The sequence below is a fragment of the Parabacteroides sp. APC149_11_2_Y6 genome (genome assembly GCF_054506995.1).
The window spans coordinates 587,062-609,810 of sequence record NZ_CP173709.1 but is presented as its reverse complement, the minus strand read 5'-3'; the positions used below and the strand labels follow the sequence as shown (position 1 = coordinate 609,810).

Below are 22,749 nucleotides of genomic sequence, written 5' to 3'. Positions count from 1 at the left end.
GAATGGAGAACCGAAAATAAAGGTAGCCCCTTTATGCTCGATTCTCCATTACTAAAAAGCTATGTTACAGGCTCGCTTAACCGCAACGGGAAGCTCCGCAGTTTGTACAAATCAGACAACCTTCCTGATAAACCAGAGTTTCATGTCCGCAGTTCGGGCATTTCTGTCCTTTTGCCTCCATTCCGTTTGGCAGATATTTCTTTAATGCACGTTCCACACCATTTTTCCAGGTGTTAATAGATTCATTATTCAACTCCATTCCCTGAACCAGTTTGATAACCTGGTCGATTGGCATACCATAACGCAGCACACCAGATATAAGCTTGGCATAGTTCCAGAATTCCGGGTCAAATTTACCATCCAAGCCTTCGATAGTCATTTTATATCCACGCTTATTCTTGAACTGGAAGTCATAATGTTTATTACCGTCGTCATCATAACTTTTGATAATAGTTCCTTTAGACACGTTCTTCGGAAGCATAATTCCTTCATCATCATCAGCAAGACCGGTAAAGATTTCATAAGGGCGTCCGTTCAACAGACCGACGAATGCAATCCATTTCTCACGATTATTTTGGAATTTAACTACATCAGCCTCCAATTCGCGAGGACGTGTTGCCACAATCACAGGCGGCTCCATGCAATTGCAGTCATCCTTTTTCTTCTTCTTTTCTGTTGCCAACAATACACCGGAACGGGAGCCGTCACGATATACCGTACAACCTTTACAACCACATTTCCATGCTTCCACATAAAGAGAATCCACCAAATCCTCCGTAACATCTGCCGGCAAATTGATTGTCACACTGATAGAATGGTCAACCCATTTCTGGATGCGTCCCTGCATACGTACTTTCTGCAACCAGTCCACATCATTTGATGTTGCCTTAAAATAAGGAGATTTCGCAACCAGATCGTCTATTTCTTCCTGTGTATACTTTTTAGTCACAGAATAGCCATTAGCCTGCATCCAGGTAACAAACTTATGATGGAATACAATATATTCTTCAAAAGCATCGCCAGTTTCATCCACGAAATCAACACGAGCTTCCGCATCATTCGGATTCACTTTACGACGGCGACGGTAAACAGGCAAAAAGACCGGTTCTATACCGGAAGTTGTCTGCGTCATCAAACTGGTTGTCCCAGTTGGGGCAATTGTCAAACAAGCAATATTACGGCGGCCATGTTTTACCATGTCTTCATATAACTTGGGATCGGCCTCACGCAAACGATTGATAAACGGATTCTTTTCTTCGCGTTTTGCATCATAAATTTCAAATGCTCCACGTTCTTTTGCCATCTCTACGGAAGAACGGTATGCTTCCAGAGCCAATGTTTTCTGAACACTTTCCGCACACTCGGTTGCTTCTTCTGTCCCATAACGCAAGCCTAATGCTGCAATCATATCACCTTCTGCCGTAATACCGACACCGGTACGACGTCCCTGCAATGTTTTCGTGCGTATCTTTTCCCACAAATGAAGTTCACTCTGTTTTACTTCCATTGATTCGGGATCCGATGCTATTTTTTCCAGAATTTTTTCAATCTTCTCAGCTTCCAGATCAATAATATCATCCATGATACGTTGTGCTAATCCGACATGCTTTTTAAACAAATCATAATCGAAATAAGCATTTTCTGTAAATGGATTCACAACATATGAATACAGATTGATAGCCAGCAAACGGCAACTATCGTAAGGACATAAAGGTATTTCACCGCAAGGATTGGTAGAAACTGTACGGAAACCTAAATCAGCATAAGAATCCGGCACAGATTCTTTCAATATCGTATCCCAGAAAAGGACACCCGGTTCTGCCGACTTCCAGGCATTGTGAATAATTTTTTTCCAAAGAGACTGTGCATCGATTTCCTTAACAGTAGTTGGATTGGAAGAATCTATCGGATATTGCTGTGTATAAGAAGTTCCATTTACAACAGCACTCATAAAATCATCATCAATTTTTACGGAAACATTTGCTCCTGTAACCTTTCCTTCAACCATCTTAGCATCAATAAACGATTCCGAATCCGGATGTTTGATAGAAACACTAAGCATTAAAGCACCGCGGCGTCCGTCTTGGGCAACTTCGCGTGTCGAATTAGAATAACGTTCCATAAAAGGAACCAGCCCTGTTGAAGTAAGAGCCGAGTTCTTTACAGGTGATCCTTTCGGACGAATATGCGACAAATCATGTCCAACCCCGCCACGACGTTTCATCAACTGTACTTGTTCTTCATCAATTCTAATAATTGCACCATAAGAATCGGCACAGCCTTCCATTCCTATAACAAAGCAATTAGAGAGTGAGGCAATCTGAAAATCATTGCCTATCCCCGTCATCGGGCTTCCCTGGGGAACGATATAACGGAAATGATCAAACAAATTAAAAAGTTCCTCTTCAGACAATGGATTAGGATACTTCTTTTCAATGCGAGCAATTTCACTTGCCAGACGATGATGCATATCTATAGGTGATTCTTCATAGATATTACCAAAAGCATCTTTCAGGGCATACTTATTAACCCATACTTTTGCCGCCAGTTCATCGCCGGTAAAATAGTTAAGAGAAGCTTTAAAAGCCTCATCGAAGGTGTAAGTTTTACGGTCCACGATTGTTTTATTGTTTTTAATAAAGATATAACGGTACAAGTTTACACATTGTTTACGTATTAGCCAAATTATTCAACAAATAAAAATCATATTATTAAATAGTTTTCCACTTTCAACCAATACTACACTAATTACCAATCTATTACATTTTACACAAATTCAAAATGTTTTCCAAAAGTCAAAACCATACATAAACCCAAGTTTCCCAAAACAGAAAAGGATGCAACCGAAACCGGTGCATCCTTTTCTCCATTATATCACTAAAAAATCAGTTTTTAAGCTTTACTTCTATCTCTTCTACCGTAGAACGAAAAGCCTTACTGGTCTCTATCTGGTCTTTTATTGTTTTACAAGCATACAATACAGTAGCATGATCTTTCTTACCAACAATTTTCCCTATATGTGAAAATGAACAATCCGTATATTTCTTTGCCAAATACATTGTAATCTGACGGGCTTGTACTATCTCCTGCTTACGGGAACGACTTTGTATAACCGATTGCTCAAGATTATAATAATTACATACGACCTCCTGTATCATCTGTACAGATATCTGTTTCTTTTCAAGACGGACAGCCTGACTAACCACACGCTTGGTTAAAGGTAAATCGATCTCCCGGTTATTGATAACGGCATTTGCCATTAATGACACAAGGATACCTTCCAAGTCGCGAACATTTTCCGTTACATTATTTGCAATGAAATTGAATACTTCATCCGGAATAACAATGCCGTCGTGATTTATCTTATTTTTAAGTATTTTCTTACGCAAATCCAAGTCCGGACGACTCAACTCAGCTGTCAACCCCCATTTTAAACGAGTAATCAATCGTTCTTCCATCCCCTGCAAATCGACAGGAGCTTTATCTGAAGTCAAAATCAACTGTTTACCTAACTGGTGAAGATGATTAAATATATGGAAAAAGGTATTCTGCGTCTTATCCATACCAATCAATTCCTGTATATCATCCAGCAACAACACATCTATATTCTGATAGAAGTTCAGAAAATCATTCGTTGTATTTTTGCGTGTAGCATCCGTAAACTGAACACGGAATAAATGAGACGAGACATACAATACTTTTTTCTCCGGATGAAGTTCGCGGATACGTGTACCTATCGCATGGCATAAATGTGTTTTACCAACGCCAGAAGGGCCAAATATAAATAATGGATTAAAAGTTGTCTTTCCCGGATTCTGCGCTACCGCTTCACCAGCTGTACGAACTAACTTATTACTTGTCCCCTCAAAGTAATTATCAAAGTTATATTTAGGATTCAACTGAGGATCCAAATCCTGAGGACTTACCTGCACAAATGGATTAGGAGCTTTATTGGCATCTTTAGGAGTAATTTTCTTTACTGCAGCCGAAGCATTCTCTGCCGGATAGTCAACCGTACCGCCGGTAGTTTTATCTACCATCACACGATAGTTCAGTATTGTACCCTGCCCTATCACACGATATAAAGTCACTTTTAAGACATTCACATATTTCTCTTCCAGATACTCATAAAAGAACTGGCTGGGAACTTGGATAGTGAATTTCTTATCCTCGTATGATAGCGGTATAATAGGCATGAACCATGTGTTAAAAGCGGCCTCAGGGACAATATCCTTAATGACAGCGAGGCATTTATTCCACAAAGTCTTACATTCAGTCTGCATGATTTTTTACTCTCTCAACTATACTTTATAACTTTCATTTTTACTTTTCGACTACAAAGTTTAGAAATTAATTCCGAAAAAAAAAGTCTGATTTTTCTTGGATGTTTTAAATCTTCAATATACCATTTACACTCAGGTAGTTAAACGCAAAAACTTAATAATAAGAGCATTAAGAAAACAGGAATTCTCGAAAGCCCCTATTTTCGGGCACTTCCCCGTTCTTTTCATTAAGGAGAACTACAGAAAAACAAAACCTTCCAATACAGCTATAACACTCTATCTAAAGGCTTTATACAAGCCTTTAGATTCTTTTTTATTTTCCACCTTTTAATTGGAATTATTCTAAATAAGCCATTCTATGATAAAAAAATGCAATGTTTTAGAACACAGAAAAATGCACGTATCTTTTTGGATTTTGTTTAAAATCCAATAGTAGGTTGGATGCATTTATCATCGTACCATTCAGATTATCATACAGCGCACGATCGTTAAGCAAAAGGCCGATACTATTGTCTGTTGAATTTAACTGCCGGGTTGTCTTTTCCAGATTATCCAATGTAGCATTTATAGCAGACACAGTCGACGCGAGATCCAAATTGGAGAGATTGGTACTTACTGTAGAAAAATTACCGGTAATCACCTTTAAATCGCCCATAATACCCGGTACATCTTTACTTAGCATCTGATTAAGTTGACGGGACGAAGCTGCAAGACTATTCGTTGTCTGTTCTATATTATTCAGGGACTGGGCCAACGCCGGATGATTTACCAAAGTTTGGATCCCCCCCAAAATAGAATCAATCTTAGGCAACAACAATTCCACCTGCGGCAAAATATTATTTTGTACGGACTGCATCATATCAGCCTCCATACGCCCTTCCAATATTGAGCCCGGTTTCAAATAATCATCTACATATTTATTCAGCTTGATATGCAGTTCGCCGCCCCCCAGGAAGCTATTTACAATAGTGATATAGCTACCTTTATTAATTTTCATATGATCCTCAAGACTGATTTCTATTGTTATCTTATCAACAGTATCATAATCATAAGCAATATTCCGGACCAGTCCCACTTTAAAACCGTCCACAAACACCGGACTGGAAACAGTAACCCCTTTCACGTTGCCACAAGCCACAAAATAATGGTTCACCGGTTTAAATAAATCAATCCCTTTCAGATAATTAATACCCAAATAGAGCAATACCAGGCTTATAACAGACACCAGTCCAATCTTTGCCTCTTTGGTAAATAAACTTTTCATCTTTTCTATTAATATAAAATCTTATTATCCAATTAATATGTTACTCTTTTCCCGTCTTTAAAAGCAACAATAAATGCGTCTTTAAAATCTTTCAACAACCGACGGCGGATTTTCTTTGCTTCATCAAAACTTGTCGTTTCGCCGTATGTATATTTATAAACACCTTTCTCCACAAAAAAGTCTATATCTTTATAACCTTTCAACAATTTTGAATTAGTCGAAAGCTTTTTTCCGGAAGACAATATCTGTACCTTAAAAACCCGTTGCCCTTTCGACGGTACTTGGCGAACGACTGATGTAGATGTTGTTTTAGACGAATTAGAAGCCGTTGCTGCTCTCTTAGATTGCGATGCAGCCAAATGACGCCTGCGAATATCTTCTTCACTACCGGGAGCTGGCGAATCCGTATCTATTACCTTTATCTCACTTTTCCCTGATGTATCCGGCTCATTATCAACAGTCACAAATGCAGGTTTAGAATACATTTGTCCTAAAGCACCACGTTTGCGGTCATACTCCCATTTATACTTGGTAAATGCATTATAGATAGCTGAAGCCAATTTTTTTTGTCCTGCGGAAGATGCTAAAAAACGCTCTTCACTCTTCGTTGAAATATATCCAAGTTCAACAAGCACACTGGGCATACTTGTTTTACGAAGCACAAGGAAACCAGCCTGACGCACCCCTCTGTCCACACGTTTTGCAGAAGTAAATGATTTTTGAACTTCCGAAGCCAAACCAATACTTTGCTCCATATGCTTATTCTGCATAAATTCAAAAATAATATAGGATTCGGACGACGTCGGATCAAACCCTTCATATTTCTGCAAGTAATTATCTTCCAGAAGGATTGCCGAGTTCTCACGCATTGCAACCTCCAGGTTCTCATCCGTGCGGGCAAGTCCAAGTGTATACGTTTCAGTACCTTGGACCGTACTTCCACGTTTTACGGCATTTGTATGGATAGATATAAATAAATCAGCCTTATTCCTGTTTGCTATATTGGCCCGTTCGTCTAACTCTATAAAAACATCCGTTTTACGAGTATAGACAACTTTCACATCTTTATGATTTTCAGAAATTAGCCTGCCCAGTTCTAACGCTACAGCCAGATTAATCGCTTTTTCATTGATTATAGTCCCTCGAGCACCCGGATCCTTTCCTCCGTGACCAGCATCAATAACAACAGTAAAACTTTTCTCTTTCGCCTGTAATACAGGAGAAAAAGAAAATAAAAAAGCTATTATTATATATATAGATAGATATGTACTCTTTATCACTTCAATTTCAACTGCAAATTCAGGGACAAATGTAATATTTTTTACGGACTAAAAAGCGTCTTTTTTTAATTAAAAAAGGGCAATTCCAATAGGAATCACCCTTTTAACTATATCTGTAGTTCTAATTACTCAGAAACAACCTCAAAAGGAATTTCTACAGAAACTTCTTTATGAAGTTTCAGAAGAGCTTTGTAGCTACCTACTTCCTTAACAGATTCTTTGATAATGATAATCTTACGATCTATTTCATAACCAGCCTTAGCCAAAGCATCAGCTACCTGGATATTAGTTACAGAACCGAAGATAGTACCTGTTGAACTTGTTTTTGCTCCGATTGTTAATGAAACACCTTCCAACTTTGCAGCCAAAGCCTGAGCATCTTCTTTGATCTTAGCCAATTTGTGAGCACGCTGTCTCAAATTTTCAGCCAGAACTTTCTTTGCAGATTCAGATGCTATAACCGCTTTACCCTGGGGGATTAGAAAGTTACGTCCGTAACCGTCTTTTACTGTTACGATATCGTCCTTGTAACCTAAATTGATTACGTCTTCTTTCAAAATAACTTGCATATTCTGTCTCCTCTCTTTATATTATTTCATTAAATCGGTTACGTAAGGAAGCAACGCCAAGTGACGAGCTCTTTTAACAGCCTGAGCTACACGACGCTGGAACTTCAAAGATGTACCAGTAATACGACGCGGAAGAATTTTACCCTGTTCGTTCAGGAATTTCTTCAAGAATTCAGGATCCTTATAATCGATATATTTAATACCGTTCTTTTTGAAACGGCAATATTTTTTCTTTTTTACGTCTACTGAAGGCGGAGTCAAATATCTGATTTCTGATTGAGTTGCTGCCATGATTAATTCTCCTTTACTGTTTCTTTAGATGATTTCAAACTTCTTCTCTTAGCGGCATATTCTGCTGCATACTTATCCTGGCGGAAAGTCAGGAAGCGGATAACACGTTCGTCACGACGGAAGTTTATTTCCAGAGTAGCGATTGTTTCCGGATTTGCCTTGAATTCAATCAGCTGATAGAAGCCAGTTGTTTTCTTGTCGATAGGGTAAGCTAATTTACGCAATCCCCAATTTTCTTCGTTCACGATTTCAGCACCCTGCTCTTTCAGGAGGTTCGCGAATTTTTCTACCGCTTCCTTCATCTGAGCATCAGATAAAACGGGAGTTAAAATGAAAACGGTTTCATAATTGTTCATAAAACGCTGTTTTATATTTGTTATTACTAAAAATTTTGCGGTGCAAAGGTAGAAACTTTTTGTTAACAAACAAAGAATGTTTACAATTTTCAATCCTCATATTTTTCAATAAGCCGATTACATCTTTCCCTTAATCCATTAAGTACGCTTTCATATTCTTTTTTCCCTACCAGATTATTTATTTCCTGCGGATCGTTCTTCAAATCATATAATTCTTCAGGTGCATCGATAAACCGATACCTGAAATATTTCCACCTTTCTGTCCGAATGCCTTCACTGGAAGGAATTTGTGGTAGTTCCCAAAGATGTTCAATTAATATATCCTCATGCTTTTCTTTATTTTTCCCCTGCCGAACATAGCTTTTCAATCCTATACCTTGATATTCAATTGGCACATGGACATATGCATATTCCAAAATTGTTTTAGGAACATCAATATTCAAAACCATATCATTAATGTCATAATGTTTTTTCACTCGCGGATCATAAATTATCAAAGGCACCTTAATTGAGTTTTCATGCATCAACCACTTTCCTGCAAGTTGTCTTTCACCTAGATAATACCCATTATCTCCCATAAAAATAATAATAGTATTATCTGCTATTCCTTGTTCCTCCAACAACTCTCTAACCAGTTTTATCTCATCGTCGATTTCACTAATCATTCTATAATAACCTTTTACACTATGCTGATATTTCTCAGGAGTATCAAAACGCCAAGTCCATCGTAAACGATTAAACCCATCTTTTACTTCTACAGGCAAAATCTCAAAATATTTATCTTCTGCCAGCGGAGGGGGAGGTATTGTTATCCCCGTATATCGGGAATCCGATTTTTCCTGCCAGATATATTGCTCTGGAGCATTATCATGCGCATGAGGTGCGCTAAAATTCATCGATAGACAAAATGGTTTATCTGCCGGAGCATTTTTGATAAACTGTAATGCTTGATAGCCTGTATAACGGGTAAGATGAACAGTATCTCCATCTATTGTTTTATAATAATATCCCTGTCTGTTTGGGTTATTATCATTCCGGTCATACATATCAACTACATCAAAATATTCACGGACCTTTTTATAATCAACCCCAAACTTTCCAAAGAAGCCGGTATAATACCCGTTTTCTTTCAATAAAGCTGGATAACATAACTGTCCATAACAATCCTTCAATGCACCCTTTTGAAACGTATAACCATGGGTCCGTTCATACAAACCTGTTAATATCGACGCCCTGCTCGCTGCACTAATAGGAGTCGTAGAAAAAGCATTCCTAAAATAAGTCCCTTCTCTTGCTAATCTATCTAATTGTGGAGTCTCTATAATTGTATTCCCTGAATAGCCTAACGCATCCCACCGTTGGTCATCCGTCAAAATAAAGATAATATTAGGTCGCTTTTCCTCTCCATTATTATGACAATAGCCTTCTGCTATGTTACAAACTGACAAAAGTGGTATCAGCGAAACAAATCCTGATAATTTAAACCTATTCATAATCATATTTTTTTAATCAAATCCAGCTATGAATCCGAAAAAAGAAAACCTTTTCTTTCTCCGGATTCATAATCAAGTGTTAATAACCGGGATTTTGTTCAATCTTATTAATTAATATCTGTTCTGCAGGTATAGGTGCTAAAAGCTTATATTCCGACATATTGAACGAATTTGGAGACAAAAACGATTTCATCGCTTTCTCCCGAATACCATGTTCTTTCAAAACTTGTAAAGCCTTACCTGTCCTTTTCAAATCATACCAACGCTGATTTTCAAAACAAAACTCTACCTGACGTTCTTTTGCTATCAAATTCTCCAATGACACTTTATCATATCCGGCTAATGAATTCATTAAACCTGCCCTATTACGGACTTGCTCCACATAAGGGATAGCTTCCACCGTACGTCCCTGCTCATTCAGGGCTTCTGCATACATGAGTAATACATCCGAATATCTCAGAACCGGAAAATTATCACTACAACGATCATCTGGTGCAGATACCGGTGGTTTATATTTAGCACAATAAGATATCGGACGAACAACGCCATCCCAATCTTTTCCAATCCAAACACCTATCGATACATCTTTCCTCTTATCTCCTGGCTCAAATGCCTTAATTAAATCTTCTGTCGGTAAATTGCATCCATGCCATCCTTGATTTATTTTAATATTGGGACGTTGTGTCACTTCTCCCCCCGAAGTCCATGGAGCAAAAACAAAGATAAATCGATTCGCAAGATCTGCACTGTTTTCCGAATATTGAACTGAAAAAATCGTTTCTTTAAAATCTTTGTTCGACGGATTAAACAGATTAGCATAATCAGGTAACAGAATATATTTTTTCAAATCAATAACAGATTTAAGAGAAGACTCTGCTTCCTTATATTTATGTAAAGTCAAATACACTTTACCGAGTAACGCCATAGCCGAAGCATAACTCGCCCGTCCATTTTCTTCCACATTAACTGCTTTCTGAAAATGACTACCTGCCAATAACAAATCTGCAACAATCCGATCATAGGCTTCCTGTTCTGAAGACCGTTTTATATTTACAGCTTCTTTTGAATCTATAGGTTCCAATACTAATGGGACCCCTCCGAACTGGCGGACTAAATTAAAATAATACAAAGCTCTCAAAAAAAATGCCTCACCAGCACAACGGTCTTTATAAAGTTCGTTATCCCAAAAAATTGAAGTCCTTCCCAATTCGTAAATCAATTTATTGCAACGAGTTATCCCATTGTACGAAGCATTCCAAAAATCCCCATAAATAGTATTGCTTGATTCCACCTGAAATTGATCGATAACTTCCCGAGGCCAAGCTCCCCCATCATTCGGATTATGCTGGAAACTTGTATTGTCTGATGAAAGTTCAGCAATTACCCAATGTGTTTGTTTCTCATAATTTCTCATAGGTATGTAACACCCATTCGCCAAGAGAATAAATTCATTTTCAGAATTGAGGAAATTCTTCTCATTTAATGTCGTTTCCGGATAGATTTCCAAAAAACTTCCGGAACATGCCGTAACCATTAACAGCAATACTATGTATATTATATTTTTCATGTCTAATTTATTAAAGATAAACAACACTAAATACGTCATCTAAACTTAAAATGTAAGATTTATACCAATAGAAGTCGTCCTTGATAACGGATAAGATGACATATCGAATCCCGGAGCCAGCACACTGCTTTGATTCACAGATTGTCCTTCCGGATTAGCACCGCTATATTTAGTAAATGTGGCAAGATTCTGAGCTGTCAAATAAAAACGACATACTTTTATAAATCCAGTTTTCCTCATTAATTGTTGAGGGAGGGAATAGCCAAATGTAATATTCGAAATCCGGAGATAAGTCGCATCCTCTATCCAGAGATCTGACATACGGTGTCCTAAACTTGGGGTCAAAGGCGGAACTCCATAATGTCTGCCATCCCCAGGATTATCCACACTACGCCAACGGTTCACCCATTCTTCACCCACATTGAAAAAACCTTGCAAATTATCAATACTTTGCCGCAAACCATTAACAACCTTTCCTCCACATTGCCCATTCATTATTATCGATAAATCAAAATCTTTATAGGTAAATGTATTCGTTAAACCATAAATAAAATCAGGATGAGGATTCCCTATAATCGTATAATCCAACATGTCACTAATGACACCATCATTATCCAAATCTTTATATCGCACTCCCCCTTCGTATGCTTGTGCATTTTTAGCCACATCCGGATTTTGTAAATCCTCGATTGTATAAAGCCCGTCAAAAACAAAACCGAAAAATTGTCCGATAGGCTTACCTACCACTGTCACGTGAGTTGAATTGCCATCGTTGCTACCAGCTAATATGCGATCGCCGTTATCATTCAATGAAATTACTTTATTCCTGTTTAATGACAAATTAAAATTAACATTCCATGTGAAAGCGGAAGCTACAGGAGTTGCATTAATCGACATTTCAAAACCAGTATTACGAATGTTTCCTTTATTTACCATTTGAGATGTAAATCCTGTAATAGCCGGTATTACATCTTTAAGTAACATATTCTTACTTCTTCTATAATAATAGTCAAGCACAAATGAAAGACGATTCTTAAACAAGCTTACATCAACACCCGCATCTATCTGATCTGATTCTTCCCATGTTAGATAAGGATTACTAATTCCAACATTAGATCCTGTAACCTGTGTATCGCTGAATATATAAGAATCAGCACTGACAGACGCAAGATGCGCATAATTTCCAATATTGTTATTACCGCTTTTTCCATAAGAAAGGCGTAATTTCAAATTATCAATAACCGGATTATTCTTTAAAAACTTTTCTTCCGATACCCGCCAGGCTGCAGCCACTGAGGGAAAAGAGGCAAATCTGTTTTTATCTCCAAACCGGGAAGAACCATCCGAACGGAATGTTGCAGTCAACAAGTATTTATCTTCATAAGAATAATTAATTCTTCCCAGATAAGACACCATACTCCATTCATCAATAGTTTGTCCCCAAGATTTAATAGCTTGAGCTGCATTTATTGTTTGTATCAAATCATTCGCATAAGGATCTGCATTCAAGCTGATATTATCCGTTTTGCTTCTTTGTGCCGTATAGCCCAACATGGCATTTATCCGATGTTTCTTCGCAAACGTTTTTTCATATGTCAATGTATTTTCAATTAACCAATTAAAACTCGTTCCTCTATTATTGGTCGATTTGCCGGTTCCTGCCGTAGGTGGCTTATTCGCCCCCCCAACCGTACTTGGGATATACTGGTTATATTTCGTTGAGGCAAAATTGGTATTCAAAGAAGATTTAGCTTTTAAACCTTGAATAATTTCCCACTCGATAAAAGCAATACCTAAATTCTGAAAATCATCCTGTTTTTGAACGGTTTCACGCAATACGTACAAAGGATTCATAAAGCTCCAGGCCGAATGATATTTAGAAGTCGGAGACTGGATATAAGGTATTAAATTGCCATCTTCATCATAAGGAGACATAACCGGATTTCCCCATGTAGCAACACCAACCACATCATCTCTGTTCGCATTCGTATTAGTCCTTTTTTGTTGGATAAATGTTGGCTGTAATGAAGCACCTACCTTTACATGTTTTCCTAAATTAGACTCCATTGTCAACTTTCCACTATACCTTTCAAGCCCTGTATATTTCAATACACCTTCCTGATTATAATATCCCATACTGAAATTCAACCTGGATTCTTTGCCACCTTTATTAACACTTATCGTATGTTCTTGTATCAGCGCATTTTGCAAAATTAAATCATACCAATCAGTTCCTTCCCCTTTTAGGTTTTCCGGTAAATATTCAGCAGGATAATCGGCATTAGTCGGTTCCCTTTTTTCCATTTGTCTCACTTTCATACCTATTTTTTCACGTTGCAATTCTGCAAATTGATACTGATTCATCATTTTAGGTCTTCCTTTTTGGGGAACCTGCTGAACTCCCACCATTGAAGAAACCGAGACATCAGTCTGGTCATAATTTCCTCTTTTAGTAGTAATCATAATAACTCCATTAGCACCTCTCGAACCATAGATTGCAGTAGAAGAAGCATCCTTTAATACGGTTATTGATTCTATATCATTAGGATTGATGAAAGACATCGGATTCAAATTTTGATTAAATCCGGAAGAATAAGGCATGCCGTCTACCACATACAGAGGATCGTTTCCGGCGCTAATAGAGCCATTTCCACGAATCTTTATAGCTGTTCCCGCACCTGGAGCTCCAGAGACCTGCTGTATCTGAACACCAGCAACTTGCCCTACCAACTTCTGGTCTATACTTGTAGCCGGTAAATTTCGAAGTTGCTCCTGATTAACATTTACAACGGAACCTGTCAAGTCACTTTTTTTCATTGTACCATATCCCACCACTACAACTTCATCCAGAGCCTGTGTATCTTCTAACAATGAAACATCAATTATTGTACCAGTCCCAACCCTAACTTCTTTATCGGCATAGCCTATATAAGAAACTGTCAATACAGAACTTTCCGGAACAGATAAAGAATATCTTCCATCAATGTCAGTCACGGTACCGTTAGTCGTACCTTTTTCTATAACGTTTGCACCAATAACAGGTTCTCCATTTTCATCAACTACCAATCCTGTTATTTTCTTTGTCTTTTGTTTTTTCTGCTGTTGTTCAGAAGTTATAATGATGTAGTTATCTTTCACAGAATAAATATATCCTGTTTCAGATAGTATCTCTGATAAAATATCCAATACATCTTTATTCGTCTGGTCCAATCTCACTGTTTTATTCATATCAAGCTGAGTTTCATTATAAGCAATCTTATACTTCGAAACATCTTCAATTTTTTGAAACGCTTGTTTTAATGATATATTTCCTTCTTTAAAGGATATTTTTTGAGCATTCGCTTGCAAACAAGCAGCTAATAAGAGACTGAGGCTATAAAAGCCTACATGTCTCATCCGGTGTTTTTTCATCGCATAAATTCAAACTAAATTAAACAATAAACCCTAATTAGTACGTACTGTTATATGGACAGGTTGAAAGAGAAACACACCCAATCCCTATTTGTTAAGATATTAAAAAAAGTCCCGAATAAGGCATTTTCTCTGCCTGTCCGGGACTTTCTTCCTTTTCCTACTATAGAATTATTTTACATATAACCTATTCCCCTCTATTTTATATTCCAATCCTGGTATCATTTCTTTCATAAGCATCATTACATTTTCAAGGGATTCATCTTTATTAAAATGAATCGTCAAATGATTTTCATTATATGCAGATGATTCAGTCTGTACATTTATACTATATACCCGCTCCAATGTTTTCAATATATCTTTAAACGAACTATTTCTAAATAACAGTCCTCCCTCTTTCCAATCCGAGTAATTTTTAGCCTTGACATTCAACTGTTCAATCTTCCCTGTAGCCTGTATTAACACTAATTGCTCATTTGGTTTCAAAAAGAATGAACCGCCTGCTCGTCCAGAATCATTCAATAGAACTTTCACTGCTCCCTGTTCCAATGTTGCTGAGATCTTTTCTGCTTCCGGATAAGCCGACAAATTAAATTTCGTACCCAATACTTCCACACTCAATGTATTTGTTTTTACAATAAAGTGATTTGTTTCTGATTTGCGTACATCAAAATAACCTTCACCCGACAAATATACTTCCCGAGCATCCCCAACAAAAACTGAAGGATAAATCAATAACGTTCCGGAATTTAACCAAACCTTAGAGCTATCCGGCAATATTACTTGTTCCCGTTTTCCACTCGGCACATAATGTTCTACAAAAGAGACCTTTGCTACAGAATCTTTCACAAGTTTTGTTTCTCTATAAAAGTGGAATGCTGCACTCAACGATAATAATGGAATCAGCCATATAGCTGTAATTCGCAACCACAAAGAAATACGCGGAATAGACAAACGTTTTTTCTTATCCAAAGAATGAACAACTCCAATACGTTGCTCTACACGGGAGAATGCCTGCCGAGTTTGCTCTGATGAGATTTCCGGAAACCCAGTTTCATCCCATAGCGCTTGAAAAATCTGTTCTTTTTCTTTCTCATCACCAGAAACAGAAAGACGTTTATGTACACGTTCCACCATTTCACTAGATATGTCGTGATAAAAGAAATAGCGTATTATTTTTATCAAATTACTCATTCCTTCGTTATGTTTATCATATAATGACCGTTTTTCAATACGTTACACCCAAATTGTTAACATAAATAAAGAAGAAAAGACGCTAATATCATATTCCTTAACTCTTTCAATGCTAAATTCAAATGGTTTTCAACAGTTTTCTTTGTCAATTGTAATTTTTCCGCAATTTCAGCATTTGATAAACCGACTTCCCGACTCAGTTTATAAACTATTTTACGTTGCGGAGGCATAGCTTCCACAACCAAATCAATTAACAATTGCATATCTTTAGCCACTAAATCTTCATAAGGTGTAGCACGGGCTTCTTCATCTGCCAGTCTATCATCCAGATTATCCTGACGAATTTGTTTGGATTCTATATAATTAAAAGTTGTATTTCGCGCCAATACATATAAATAGGCTCCAAAATTTCTTACCTCCGAGAAATGTTCCCGGTTTGCCCAAAGTTTGACAAACACATCTTGTGCAAGGTCTTCCGACTCCACTTCTGATTTTAATAATCCAAAAATAAAATAGCGGACCTTTGGATAATAACGTACAAATAGCTGACGAAAAGCCTCATGACTTCCTCCAGCAAATGCATCTACAAGTGCTTTTTCATCTGTTTCCCCGATCTCCATATCGGCAAATATAGTATTTTTAACGACTACTTAACCAACCATCTGTTTAAATGATTGCCGGGAGCCGCTACCACAAACTTATAAAACTTAGAAACAGGCAAAGAGCTTAAATCCACCTGATATTTTCCTTCGCCGGAAGATACAGTAGCAAGCTTTATCCATGCATCTTTTTTCCCTTCTTTATAATTATTGGAACAAGTGACATAGATAGTAACCGGAACATCTTTTGAATAGCTGTCCCAAGTAAGCCATACCTCGTTATCATAAGGCAATGTTTTCAAATTGCAAATATCGCATTGCCCCACAAACGGTATTCCATCCTGTTCCCACAATACCGGCTGTGGAATTTCAAAACCCAGAAATCGGGAAATAGAAGGGGCTATATCTGTTATAGACAACAAATTGCTTTTGAAATGAGTATTAACTGGTACATTCGTTGAAATCCAAGTTGTTCGCTCACGACAAGATTGCCCTCCGTGTCCATGCCCGCTTTCTTCACGACCATGATCGGTGGTTACCACAATCATCCACTCTTCATCAAAATTAGCTTCCCGATACTTTACAGCATCCCAAATACGTTGTACCTGAGCGTCTGCCTTCTGAACATAGTCATCAAAGAAAGCTCCGTTTCCCTCTATATGCCCGGCATCATCCGTATACCATAAATAAACCCAACTCAAATCCGGAGCATCTATACGGATACCTTTTGCTGCTTCTTTAGAAACAACTTCATCTATGTCGAAAATACGTAAGTCTTTTTCCTTATTGGGGAAATTAACAGTATCCAGTTCATACCCATCCCTTACATAATCTATTTTCAGATAATTTGTTTCCGGCTTACCTTCTCCCAACAAAACAGTGCGGTTATCTGTCCAGCTCGAATAAATCGCTGTTTTATAATCTTTCGGTTGCTCTTTGGCTATACGGAACAAAGTCCAATAATTATAATTCGGTTTTAAATCGGAGTTTCCAGGAACATTATGTTTGTTTACCCAAGTAGATGTCAGCAGGTTGGTATAGCCTACTGCCGAAATTGTCGGGGTTTGGGAGTAAGACCCTATTTCACCTCCGGTATATGCACGGGCATAAGCACCTTTGGATGCAATATCGAATACAGCAGGGGTATGAAGCCGTTCTATCTGGTCGGCAGGAACACCATCTATAATAATGTATACAGCTTTTCGGTTTTTAGCCCCGGCACTTATGCAGAATAAGAAACAAAGAAAAAAATAACAAATTGGTTTCATCTGATTTTCATTAAGATTATACAACAGGACAAAGATAATAAGGACGAAGAAAAAACTCTTACTATTATTCGGATATAATAATTGAGTTTCAAAAAAAGTCCATCGCTTGAAACTTTTTGTTTCAAAGGCTGAAACTTTTAGTTTCATCGTGTAGAACTTTTAGTTTCATCAGCATGAAACTCTTTATTTCTAACCGGAAACTGATTTATACTGAAATAGGAGTTGACTATTTTCCTACCTGAGAAAACGAAAACACACAGACCTATGCAAATAACACTCCCCATTCTTGGAGTAAATATACATTAGCCTGTGTGCTCCATGTTACCGACACCCGTAGTACCGGTTCTTATTTATCTTCTATTTTAACCCTTCGATATTTCTTGCTACTAATATGCTTCGAGGTAAATCGCTTCTATTTCTTCCGGAGAAGTCGGACGAGGATTTCCACCTGTACAAACATCATTGAAAGCCGCGAGGGATAATGCTTTGATATCACCCTCCTTTACTCCGATTTCATGCAATTTCTGAGGAATACCAATACTTAATGAAAGTTCTTTCACGGCATTAACTGCAGCCTCTACACCTTGCTCCACACTCATACCTACAGTATCAACCCCCAAGGCACGAGCTATATCCAGGTATTTAGGCGCAGCAGGAGACTGGCTGTTATAAGCCATTACATAAGGTAGCAACAGAGCATTTGCCACCCCATGAGGAGTATCATAAAAGGCTCCAAGAGGATGTGCCATTGAATGGACAATGCCCAATCCTACATTTGAAAAGCCCATACCTGCGATGTATTGTGCTACAGCCATACCTTCACGGGCTTCTGTATCTTTCCCGTTATCTACAGCATTTTTCAGATGTTTTTTTATTAACTCGATTGCTTTTATTTCAAACATATCACTCATTGTCCAAGCTCCCGGAGTTATATAACTTTCGATAGCATGCGTCAGAGCATCCATTCCAGTTGCAGCAGTCAATCCTTTTGGCATGGAATACATCAATTCCGGATCTACAATAGCTACGGCAGGAATATCGTTAGGGTCTACACAAACCATCTTTTTACGAGCTTCTTCGTCTATGATAACATAATTGATAGTTACCTCGGCTGCTGTACCGGCAGTTGTCGGCAAAGCAAAAGTAGGGACAGCCTTATGTTTGGTATCGGCAACTCCTTCAAGAGACTTCACATCTGCAAATTCCGGATTATTGGCAACAATACCTATCCCTTTTGCAGTATCTATAGAGGAACCTCCCCCTAAAGCGACAATAAAATCGGCGCCGGATGCCTGATAGGCTTTCACTCCGTTTTGCACATTCGCTATTGTCGGGTTTGCCTTCACATCGCTATATGTTTCATAAGGGATCTTATTCTTTTCGAATACATCCGTAACAAGAGCGGCCACTCCAAATTTAATCAGATCTTTGTCTGTTACAAAAAATGCTTTTTTAAATCCGCGGCGGGAAACTTCGTCAGCTATCACACTTCTACATCCTGCTCCAAAATAAGATGTTTCGTTTAAAATGATTCGGTTCATAATAATGATATTTAAGTTCTTTTTTGAGCACAAACATATCAAAAATAAGAGACTGCCAGATTTCATTTCTGATTTATAACCTTTCATTCCTGACACAAACCCGCTGTGGATTAATTTACAACCTGAATATGAAAGGGAAATATAAAGAAGATATTACTTTTGCATTGGTTATGCCCAACAATAAGCTACTAAAAATCGTTATACTAAAAACTAATCGAAAGAAAATGATACGAAAATTATACTTTACAAGTCTGTTGCTTCTTTTTGTCTCTGCCATCTATGCCCAATATGTCCCGGATGTATTGGGAGGTGATTATTTACGACGAACGATTCAAATGCCGGATGATTATGAAGGAGAAGTAATCTGTACACTTGTCAAAAAACCACAATTGCCCGAGACAAAGCAAGCGATACTCTATATCCACGGATACAATGATTACTTTTTTCAAAAACAATTAGGAGATAGTGTAATAGTACATGGATATAATTTCTACGCAATGGATTTAAGGAAATATGGCCGTTCTATCCTGCCGAATCAAAATCCTTTCTTTTGCAAAAGCCTGAAAGAATATTTTGCCGATATAGATACGGCTCTGGCTATCATTCGTGAAGAAGGCAATGATAAAATACTGTTGATGGCACATTCCACCGGGGGACTTATTACGCCTTATTACTTGAACAGTAAACAGGGAAAACTGCCCGTCGACGGATTAATACTAAATAGTCCTTTCCTTGACTGGAATTTCGGATGGACTATGGAAAATATTGTTATTCCTGTCGTTTCTTTTATAGGAAAGCTATTTCCAAACCTGACTGTGCAAGGCTATGGTGATGCTTCGTATGCCCATAGCCTTTTAAAACAATTCAAAGGGGAATGGGAATATAATACCGATTGGAAAATGATAAACGGACATCCTAAAAAAGCGGGATGGATACGCGCCATTCAAGAGGCTCAACAAACAGTACAAAAAGGTATCGGCCTAAAGTGCCCGGTACTTGTTATGTCGTCCAGCCAGTCTTTCCCGGAAACAAAAGAATGGCATGAAGAGTACATGGTTTCCGATATTGTATTGAATGTACACGATATACAAACCTATGGAGAAAAATTAGGAAAATACGTAACACGTGACACTATCCAAAACGGAATCCATGATCTTATTCTTTCAGAAGAACCCTATCGAAACCATACATATCAAACCATATTCGACTGGTTAAAAAAGACATCTTTTTCCAAAGAGCTATTGGACAGATGATTTTAATATTTACCTTTGCCGGGTAAAAAATTAAATAAAATGAAAGTCTTCAGGACAATTATTGCAGCAACAGCCCTTTTATATACCGCAAATACATTTGCACAGACAGAGGAGGTAGAAAATTCTACAAGCTATAGAGCTGATTTATTCGGCTCTGTTGCCACTGGTTCAAATACACCTTTTTGGATGGTTAGTAATCGTTATGGAATAGTCCCCTTGGAAGCCAATAACGGTTATCTGAATGCAGGTATATTTCACCAGCAATATTTCGGCAAAGGTTTCCGGTGGAGTGCCGGATTGGATTTGGTTGCAGCAGCTCCCCGGTATAAGAATGTCTATATCCAGCAGGTTTATGCCGAGCTAGGATACAAAAGCCTTTTACTTTCGGTTGGTAGCAAAGAAAGTCATAAATCACTATGGGATAATACGCTTAGCTCAGGTGATATAGTTATCTCCCATAATGCACGTCCTATTCCGGAAATAAACCTGAGCATGCCGGAATTTACTGTTATCCCCAAAACTAAAGGATGGATGCAAGTAAAATGGGACTTCGCTGTAGGTCGCTCATTTGACACTAAATACCTGGAGCATTTTGCAAATGAACGCCAGACATATATTAAAAATGTACTTTGGCATCATAAATCTCTTTATATACAGATTAAAGATACTAAAAACGGTTCTCCTTTCTCCGGAATTATAGGTGTACAGCATTGGGCACAATGGGGAGGAACTTCCACTAATCCATATTTCGGTAAGCAACCACAATCTTTCAAAGATTTTATCCGTACGGTTCTTGCAAGAGAGGGCGGAGATGATTCATCAGAAATGGATCAGTTGAATGTATTGGGAAACCATTATGGCTCCTATGATTTCAAACTACAATATACACAACCAAACTGGACGTTATCAGCGTACTACCAGCATTACTTTGAAGATAAATCAGGCATGACATTCGGCAATGGTACGGATGGTTTATGGGGCATACAATTAGATTTGCCTCAATTTCCCTGGTTACGTAAAGTTGTAACGGAATATCTTATAACCCGTGACCAAAGCGGACCTTTCCACTTCATTGATTTTGACCACAGTGTCCATAAAGGTCCAGGTGGTGGCAATGATAATTACTATAATAACGGAGAATATGTAACAGGTGTCTCCTATTTTAACCGTGGAATCGGCTCTCCTTTACTGACTTCCCCGGAATATAATAAAGATGGAACACTCGGTTTTAAAAACAATCGTGTACGCGCTTGGTATTTAGGGGCTGAAGGAGATTTGTCACCACAGGTTTCATATCGTTTCATGATGTCTATTTCGAACTCTTGGGGTACACATTCGGCACCATTCTTGAATAACAAGCGGGGAGCTTCCGGAATGATTGACATTAAATACAGACATCCGAAATTAACGGGATGGGAGTTTACAGGCTCTGTAGCCGGAGATACCGGAAGTTTATATGGCAAGAATCTTGGATTTAGCCTGAGCGTTTGTAAACGAGGTATTTTGAAGAATTGGGGAATAACTCAGTAATCTATACAGACAATTAAACTGAAACAAATAATATATTCATAAAAAAGGGAAGGTTGTTTTTTGCAACCTTCCCTTTTTTATGAATATATATCCTATTTATATTTATTCCATAAAGCAGAAGCTATAATATCGCGTGTATGATCTGCCATTGCCTGTAAACCTTTATGGGAAGTATCGATTCCTTCCGTTTCAATCGGAGGATGTATAACCATTTCCATCCGGTGACGATGAATATTCAACGAACCTATAGGCAATACATCAAAAGGACCGTTTAATGTAATCGGAACAATCGGAAGATGCTGATCTACAGCCATCTGGTAAGCCCCTTTTTTAAAGCGAATCATTTTCCCGTCATAAGTACGTGACCCTTCAGGAAAGACTACAACAGAAGCGCCATTCTTCAAACAACGTTCAGCCTCCAATACACTTTTTGCCGCGGCTTTCACCGTAGAATTATCAACAAAAATAAAACCAGCAGCACGGCAAGCCGCACCGACAAAAGGTATTTTTGCGATACCGGCTTTCATCACCCACTTGATTGGAACTCCAAGGAATCCGTATATTAAAAATATATCAAAAGCTCCCTGGTGATTAGATACAAATACATACGACTTTTTAGGATCTATATTCTCTCTTCCCCTTACCGTTATAGGGCACAATGCCAAACGGCAAGTTAGCCATGACCAAATTTTTCCGGGATAATAGGCGAATATACGCTCACCTCCCAGCAAGCAGCCAATAATAACTGTAACGGCTGTAAGTATGGTAAGTACAATGAAAACCGGCACCATAAACAGCCATATATAGAGTATGTAGAATATCCGTACCATCATGTAATCCTATTTATAAC

Annotated in this window: 17 protein-coding genes; 2 read left to right on the top strand and 15 right to left on the bottom strand. The window is 38.0% G+C overall.

Annotation, left to right across the window (positions count from 1 at the left end; genetic code table 11):
* Positions 1 to 76 precede the first annotated feature (76 nt).
* From ACGE0T_RS02540 to fucO, 14 genes are all read right to left on the bottom strand, one after another.
* Positions 77 to 2,617, bottom strand: coding sequence for an adenosylcobalamin-dependent ribonucleoside-diphosphate reductase (locus ACGE0T_RS02540; RefSeq protein ID WP_459188977.1), 2,541 nt, complete (start codon positions 2,615 to 2,617; stop codon positions 77 to 79).
* Positions 2,618 to 2,885: 268 nt separating this feature from the next.
* Entirely contained in the window at positions 2,886 to 4,283 is a 1,398-nt protein-coding gene (dnaA, locus tag ACGE0T_RS02535; RefSeq protein ID WP_459188976.1) for a chromosomal replication initiator protein DnaA, read from the bottom strand.
* Positions 4,284 to 4,662: 379 nt separating this feature from the next.
* Positions 4,663 to 5,547 (bottom strand): MlaD family protein, encoded by an 885-nt coding sequence (locus ACGE0T_RS02530; protein WP_459188975.1) that lies wholly within the window; start codon positions 5,545 to 5,547, stop codon positions 4,663 to 4,665.
* 32 nt (positions 5,548 to 5,579) lie between these two features.
* Positions 5,580 to 6,824: an N-acetylmuramoyl-L-alanine amidase family protein gene (locus tag ACGE0T_RS02525; RefSeq protein WP_459190405.1), complete on the bottom strand. Its 1,245-nt coding sequence runs from the start codon at positions 6,822 to 6,824 to the stop codon at positions 5,580 to 5,582.
* 128 nt (positions 6,825 to 6,952) lie between these two features.
* Complete coding sequence (rplI, locus tag ACGE0T_RS02520; protein WP_459188974.1) at positions 6,953 to 7,396, bottom strand: 50S ribosomal protein L9; 444 nt, start codon at positions 7,394 to 7,396, stop codon at positions 6,953 to 6,955.
* A 21-nt stretch (positions 7,397 to 7,417) separates the two neighbouring features.
* A complete protein-coding gene (gene rpsR / locus ACGE0T_RS02515; RefSeq protein WP_005637107.1) occupies positions 7,418 to 7,687 on the bottom strand; it encodes a 30S ribosomal protein S18 in 270 nt (89 codons plus the stop codon).
* Between the two features lie 2 nt (positions 7,688 to 7,689).
* On the bottom strand, positions 7,690 to 8,043 hold the full coding sequence (gene rpsF / locus ACGE0T_RS02510) for a 30S ribosomal protein S6 (RefSeq protein WP_459188973.1): 354 nt from the start codon (positions 8,041 to 8,043) through the stop codon (positions 7,690 to 7,692).
* Between the two features lie 89 nt (positions 8,044 to 8,132).
* Positions 8,133 to 9,536, bottom strand: coding sequence for a sulfatase family protein (locus tag ACGE0T_RS02505; RefSeq protein ID WP_459188972.1), 1,404 nt, complete (start codon positions 9,534 to 9,536; stop codon positions 8,133 to 8,135).
* Positions 9,537 to 9,615: 79 nt separating this feature from the next.
* Positions 9,616 to 11,043 (bottom strand): RagB/SusD family nutrient uptake outer membrane protein, encoded by a 1,428-nt coding sequence (locus tag ACGE0T_RS02500; RefSeq protein ID WP_459188971.1) that lies wholly within the window; start codon positions 11,041 to 11,043, stop codon positions 9,616 to 9,618.
* A 105-nt stretch (positions 11,044 to 11,148) separates the two neighbouring features.
* A complete protein-coding gene (locus ACGE0T_RS02495; RefSeq protein ID WP_459188970.1) occupies positions 11,149 to 14,331 on the bottom strand; it encodes a SusC/RagA family TonB-linked outer membrane protein in 3,183 nt (1,060 codons plus the stop codon).
* A 354-nt stretch (positions 14,332 to 14,685) separates the two neighbouring features.
* A complete protein-coding gene (locus ACGE0T_RS02490; RefSeq protein WP_459188969.1) occupies positions 14,686 to 15,708 on the bottom strand; it encodes a FecR family protein in 1,023 nt (340 codons plus the stop codon).
* A gap of 56 nt (positions 15,709 to 15,764) precedes the next feature.
* Entirely contained in the window at positions 15,765 to 16,328 is a 564-nt protein-coding gene (locus ACGE0T_RS02485; RefSeq protein ID WP_459188968.1) for an RNA polymerase sigma-70 factor, read from the bottom strand.
* 26 nt (positions 16,329 to 16,354) lie between these two features.
* Complete coding sequence (locus ACGE0T_RS02480; protein ID WP_459188967.1) at positions 16,355 to 17,722, bottom strand: alkaline phosphatase family protein; 1,368 nt, start codon at positions 17,720 to 17,722, stop codon at positions 16,355 to 16,357.
* 239 nt (positions 17,723 to 17,961) lie between these two features.
* The gene (gene fucO, locus ACGE0T_RS02475; protein ID WP_459188966.1) at positions 17,962 to 19,116 is read right to left on the bottom strand and encodes a lactaldehyde reductase; all 1,155 of its coding nucleotides are present in this window, start codon (positions 19,114 to 19,116) and stop codon (positions 17,962 to 17,964) included.
* A 224-nt stretch (positions 19,117 to 19,340) separates the two neighbouring features.
* On the opposite strand from fucO, the gene ACGE0T_RS02470 reads away from it, so the two are divergent.
* Together ACGE0T_RS02470 and ACGE0T_RS02465 are read left to right on the top strand one after the other, a co-directional pair.
* A complete protein-coding gene (locus ACGE0T_RS02470) occupies positions 19,341 to 20,369 on the top strand; it encodes an alpha/beta hydrolase (RefSeq protein ID WP_459188965.1) in 1,029 nt (342 codons plus the stop codon).
* Positions 20,370 to 20,408: 39 nt separating this feature from the next.
* Positions 20,409 to 21,899 carry a capsule assembly Wzi family protein gene (locus tag ACGE0T_RS02465; RefSeq protein WP_459188964.1) on the top strand — a complete coding sequence of 497 codons (1,491 nt, stop codon included), beginning with the start codon at positions 20,409 to 20,411 and terminating at the stop codon, positions 21,897 to 21,899.
* A gap of 92 nt (positions 21,900 to 21,991) precedes the next feature.
* Here ACGE0T_RS02465 and ACGE0T_RS02460 read toward each other — a convergent pair whose 3' ends face one another.
* Positions 21,992 to 22,729 (bottom strand): lysophospholipid acyltransferase family protein, encoded by a 738-nt coding sequence (locus ACGE0T_RS02460; RefSeq protein WP_459190404.1) that lies wholly within the window; start codon positions 22,727 to 22,729, stop codon positions 21,992 to 21,994.
* Between the last annotated feature and the right edge of the window lie 20 nt (positions 22,730 to 22,749).

Bases quoted from the DNA above. Each gene is read 5' to 3' on its own strand.
- ACGE0T_RS02495 (WP_459188970.1), bottom strand. From the start codon at position 14,331: ATGAATAAAACAGTGAGATTGGACCAGACGAATAAAGATGTATTGGAT.
- ACGE0T_RS02505 (WP_459188972.1), bottom strand. From the start codon at position 9,536: ATGAATAGGTTTAAATTATCAGGATTTGTTTCGCTGATACCACTTTTG.
- ACGE0T_RS02480 (WP_459188967.1), bottom strand. From the start codon at position 17,722: ATGAAACTAAAAGTTTCAGCCTTTGAAACAAAAAGTTTCAAGCGATGG.
- ACGE0T_RS02530 (WP_459188975.1), bottom strand. From the start codon at position 5,547: ATGAAAAGTTTATTTACCAAAGAGGCAAAGATTGGACTGGTGTCTGTT.
- rplI (WP_459188974.1), bottom strand. From the start codon at position 7,396: ATGCAAGTTATTTTGAAAGAAGACGTAATCAATTTAGGTTACAAGGAC.
- ACGE0T_RS02490 (WP_459188969.1), bottom strand. From the start codon at position 15,708: ATGAGTAATTTGATAAAAATAATACGCTATTTCTTTTATCACGACATA.
- ACGE0T_RS02465 (WP_459188964.1), top strand. From the start codon at position 20,409: ATGAAAGTCTTCAGGACAATTATTGCAGCAACAGCCCTTTTATATACC.
- rpsF (WP_459188973.1), bottom strand. From the start codon at position 8,043: ATGAACAATTATGAAACCGTTTTCATTTTAACTCCCGTTTTATCTGAT.
- ACGE0T_RS02470 (WP_459188965.1), top strand. From the start codon at position 19,341: ATGATACGAAAATTATACTTTACAAGTCTGTTGCTTCTTTTTGTCTCT.
- ACGE0T_RS02485 (WP_459188968.1), bottom strand. From the start codon at position 16,328: ATGGAGATCGGGGAAACAGATGAAAAAGCACTTGTAGATGCATTTGCT.
- rpsR (WP_005637107.1), bottom strand. From the start codon at position 7,687: ATGGCAGCAACTCAATCAGAAATCAGATATTTGACTCCGCCTTCAGTA.
- dnaA (WP_459188976.1), bottom strand. From the start codon at position 4,283: ATGCAGACTGAATGTAAGACTTTGTGGAATAAATGCCTCGCTGTCATT.
- ACGE0T_RS02460 (WP_459190404.1), bottom strand. From the start codon at position 22,729: ATGGTACGGATATTCTACATACTCTATATATGGCTGTTTATGGTGCCG.
- fucO (WP_459188966.1), bottom strand. From the start codon at position 19,116: ATGAACCGAATCATTTTAAACGAAACATCTTATTTTGGAGCAGGATGT.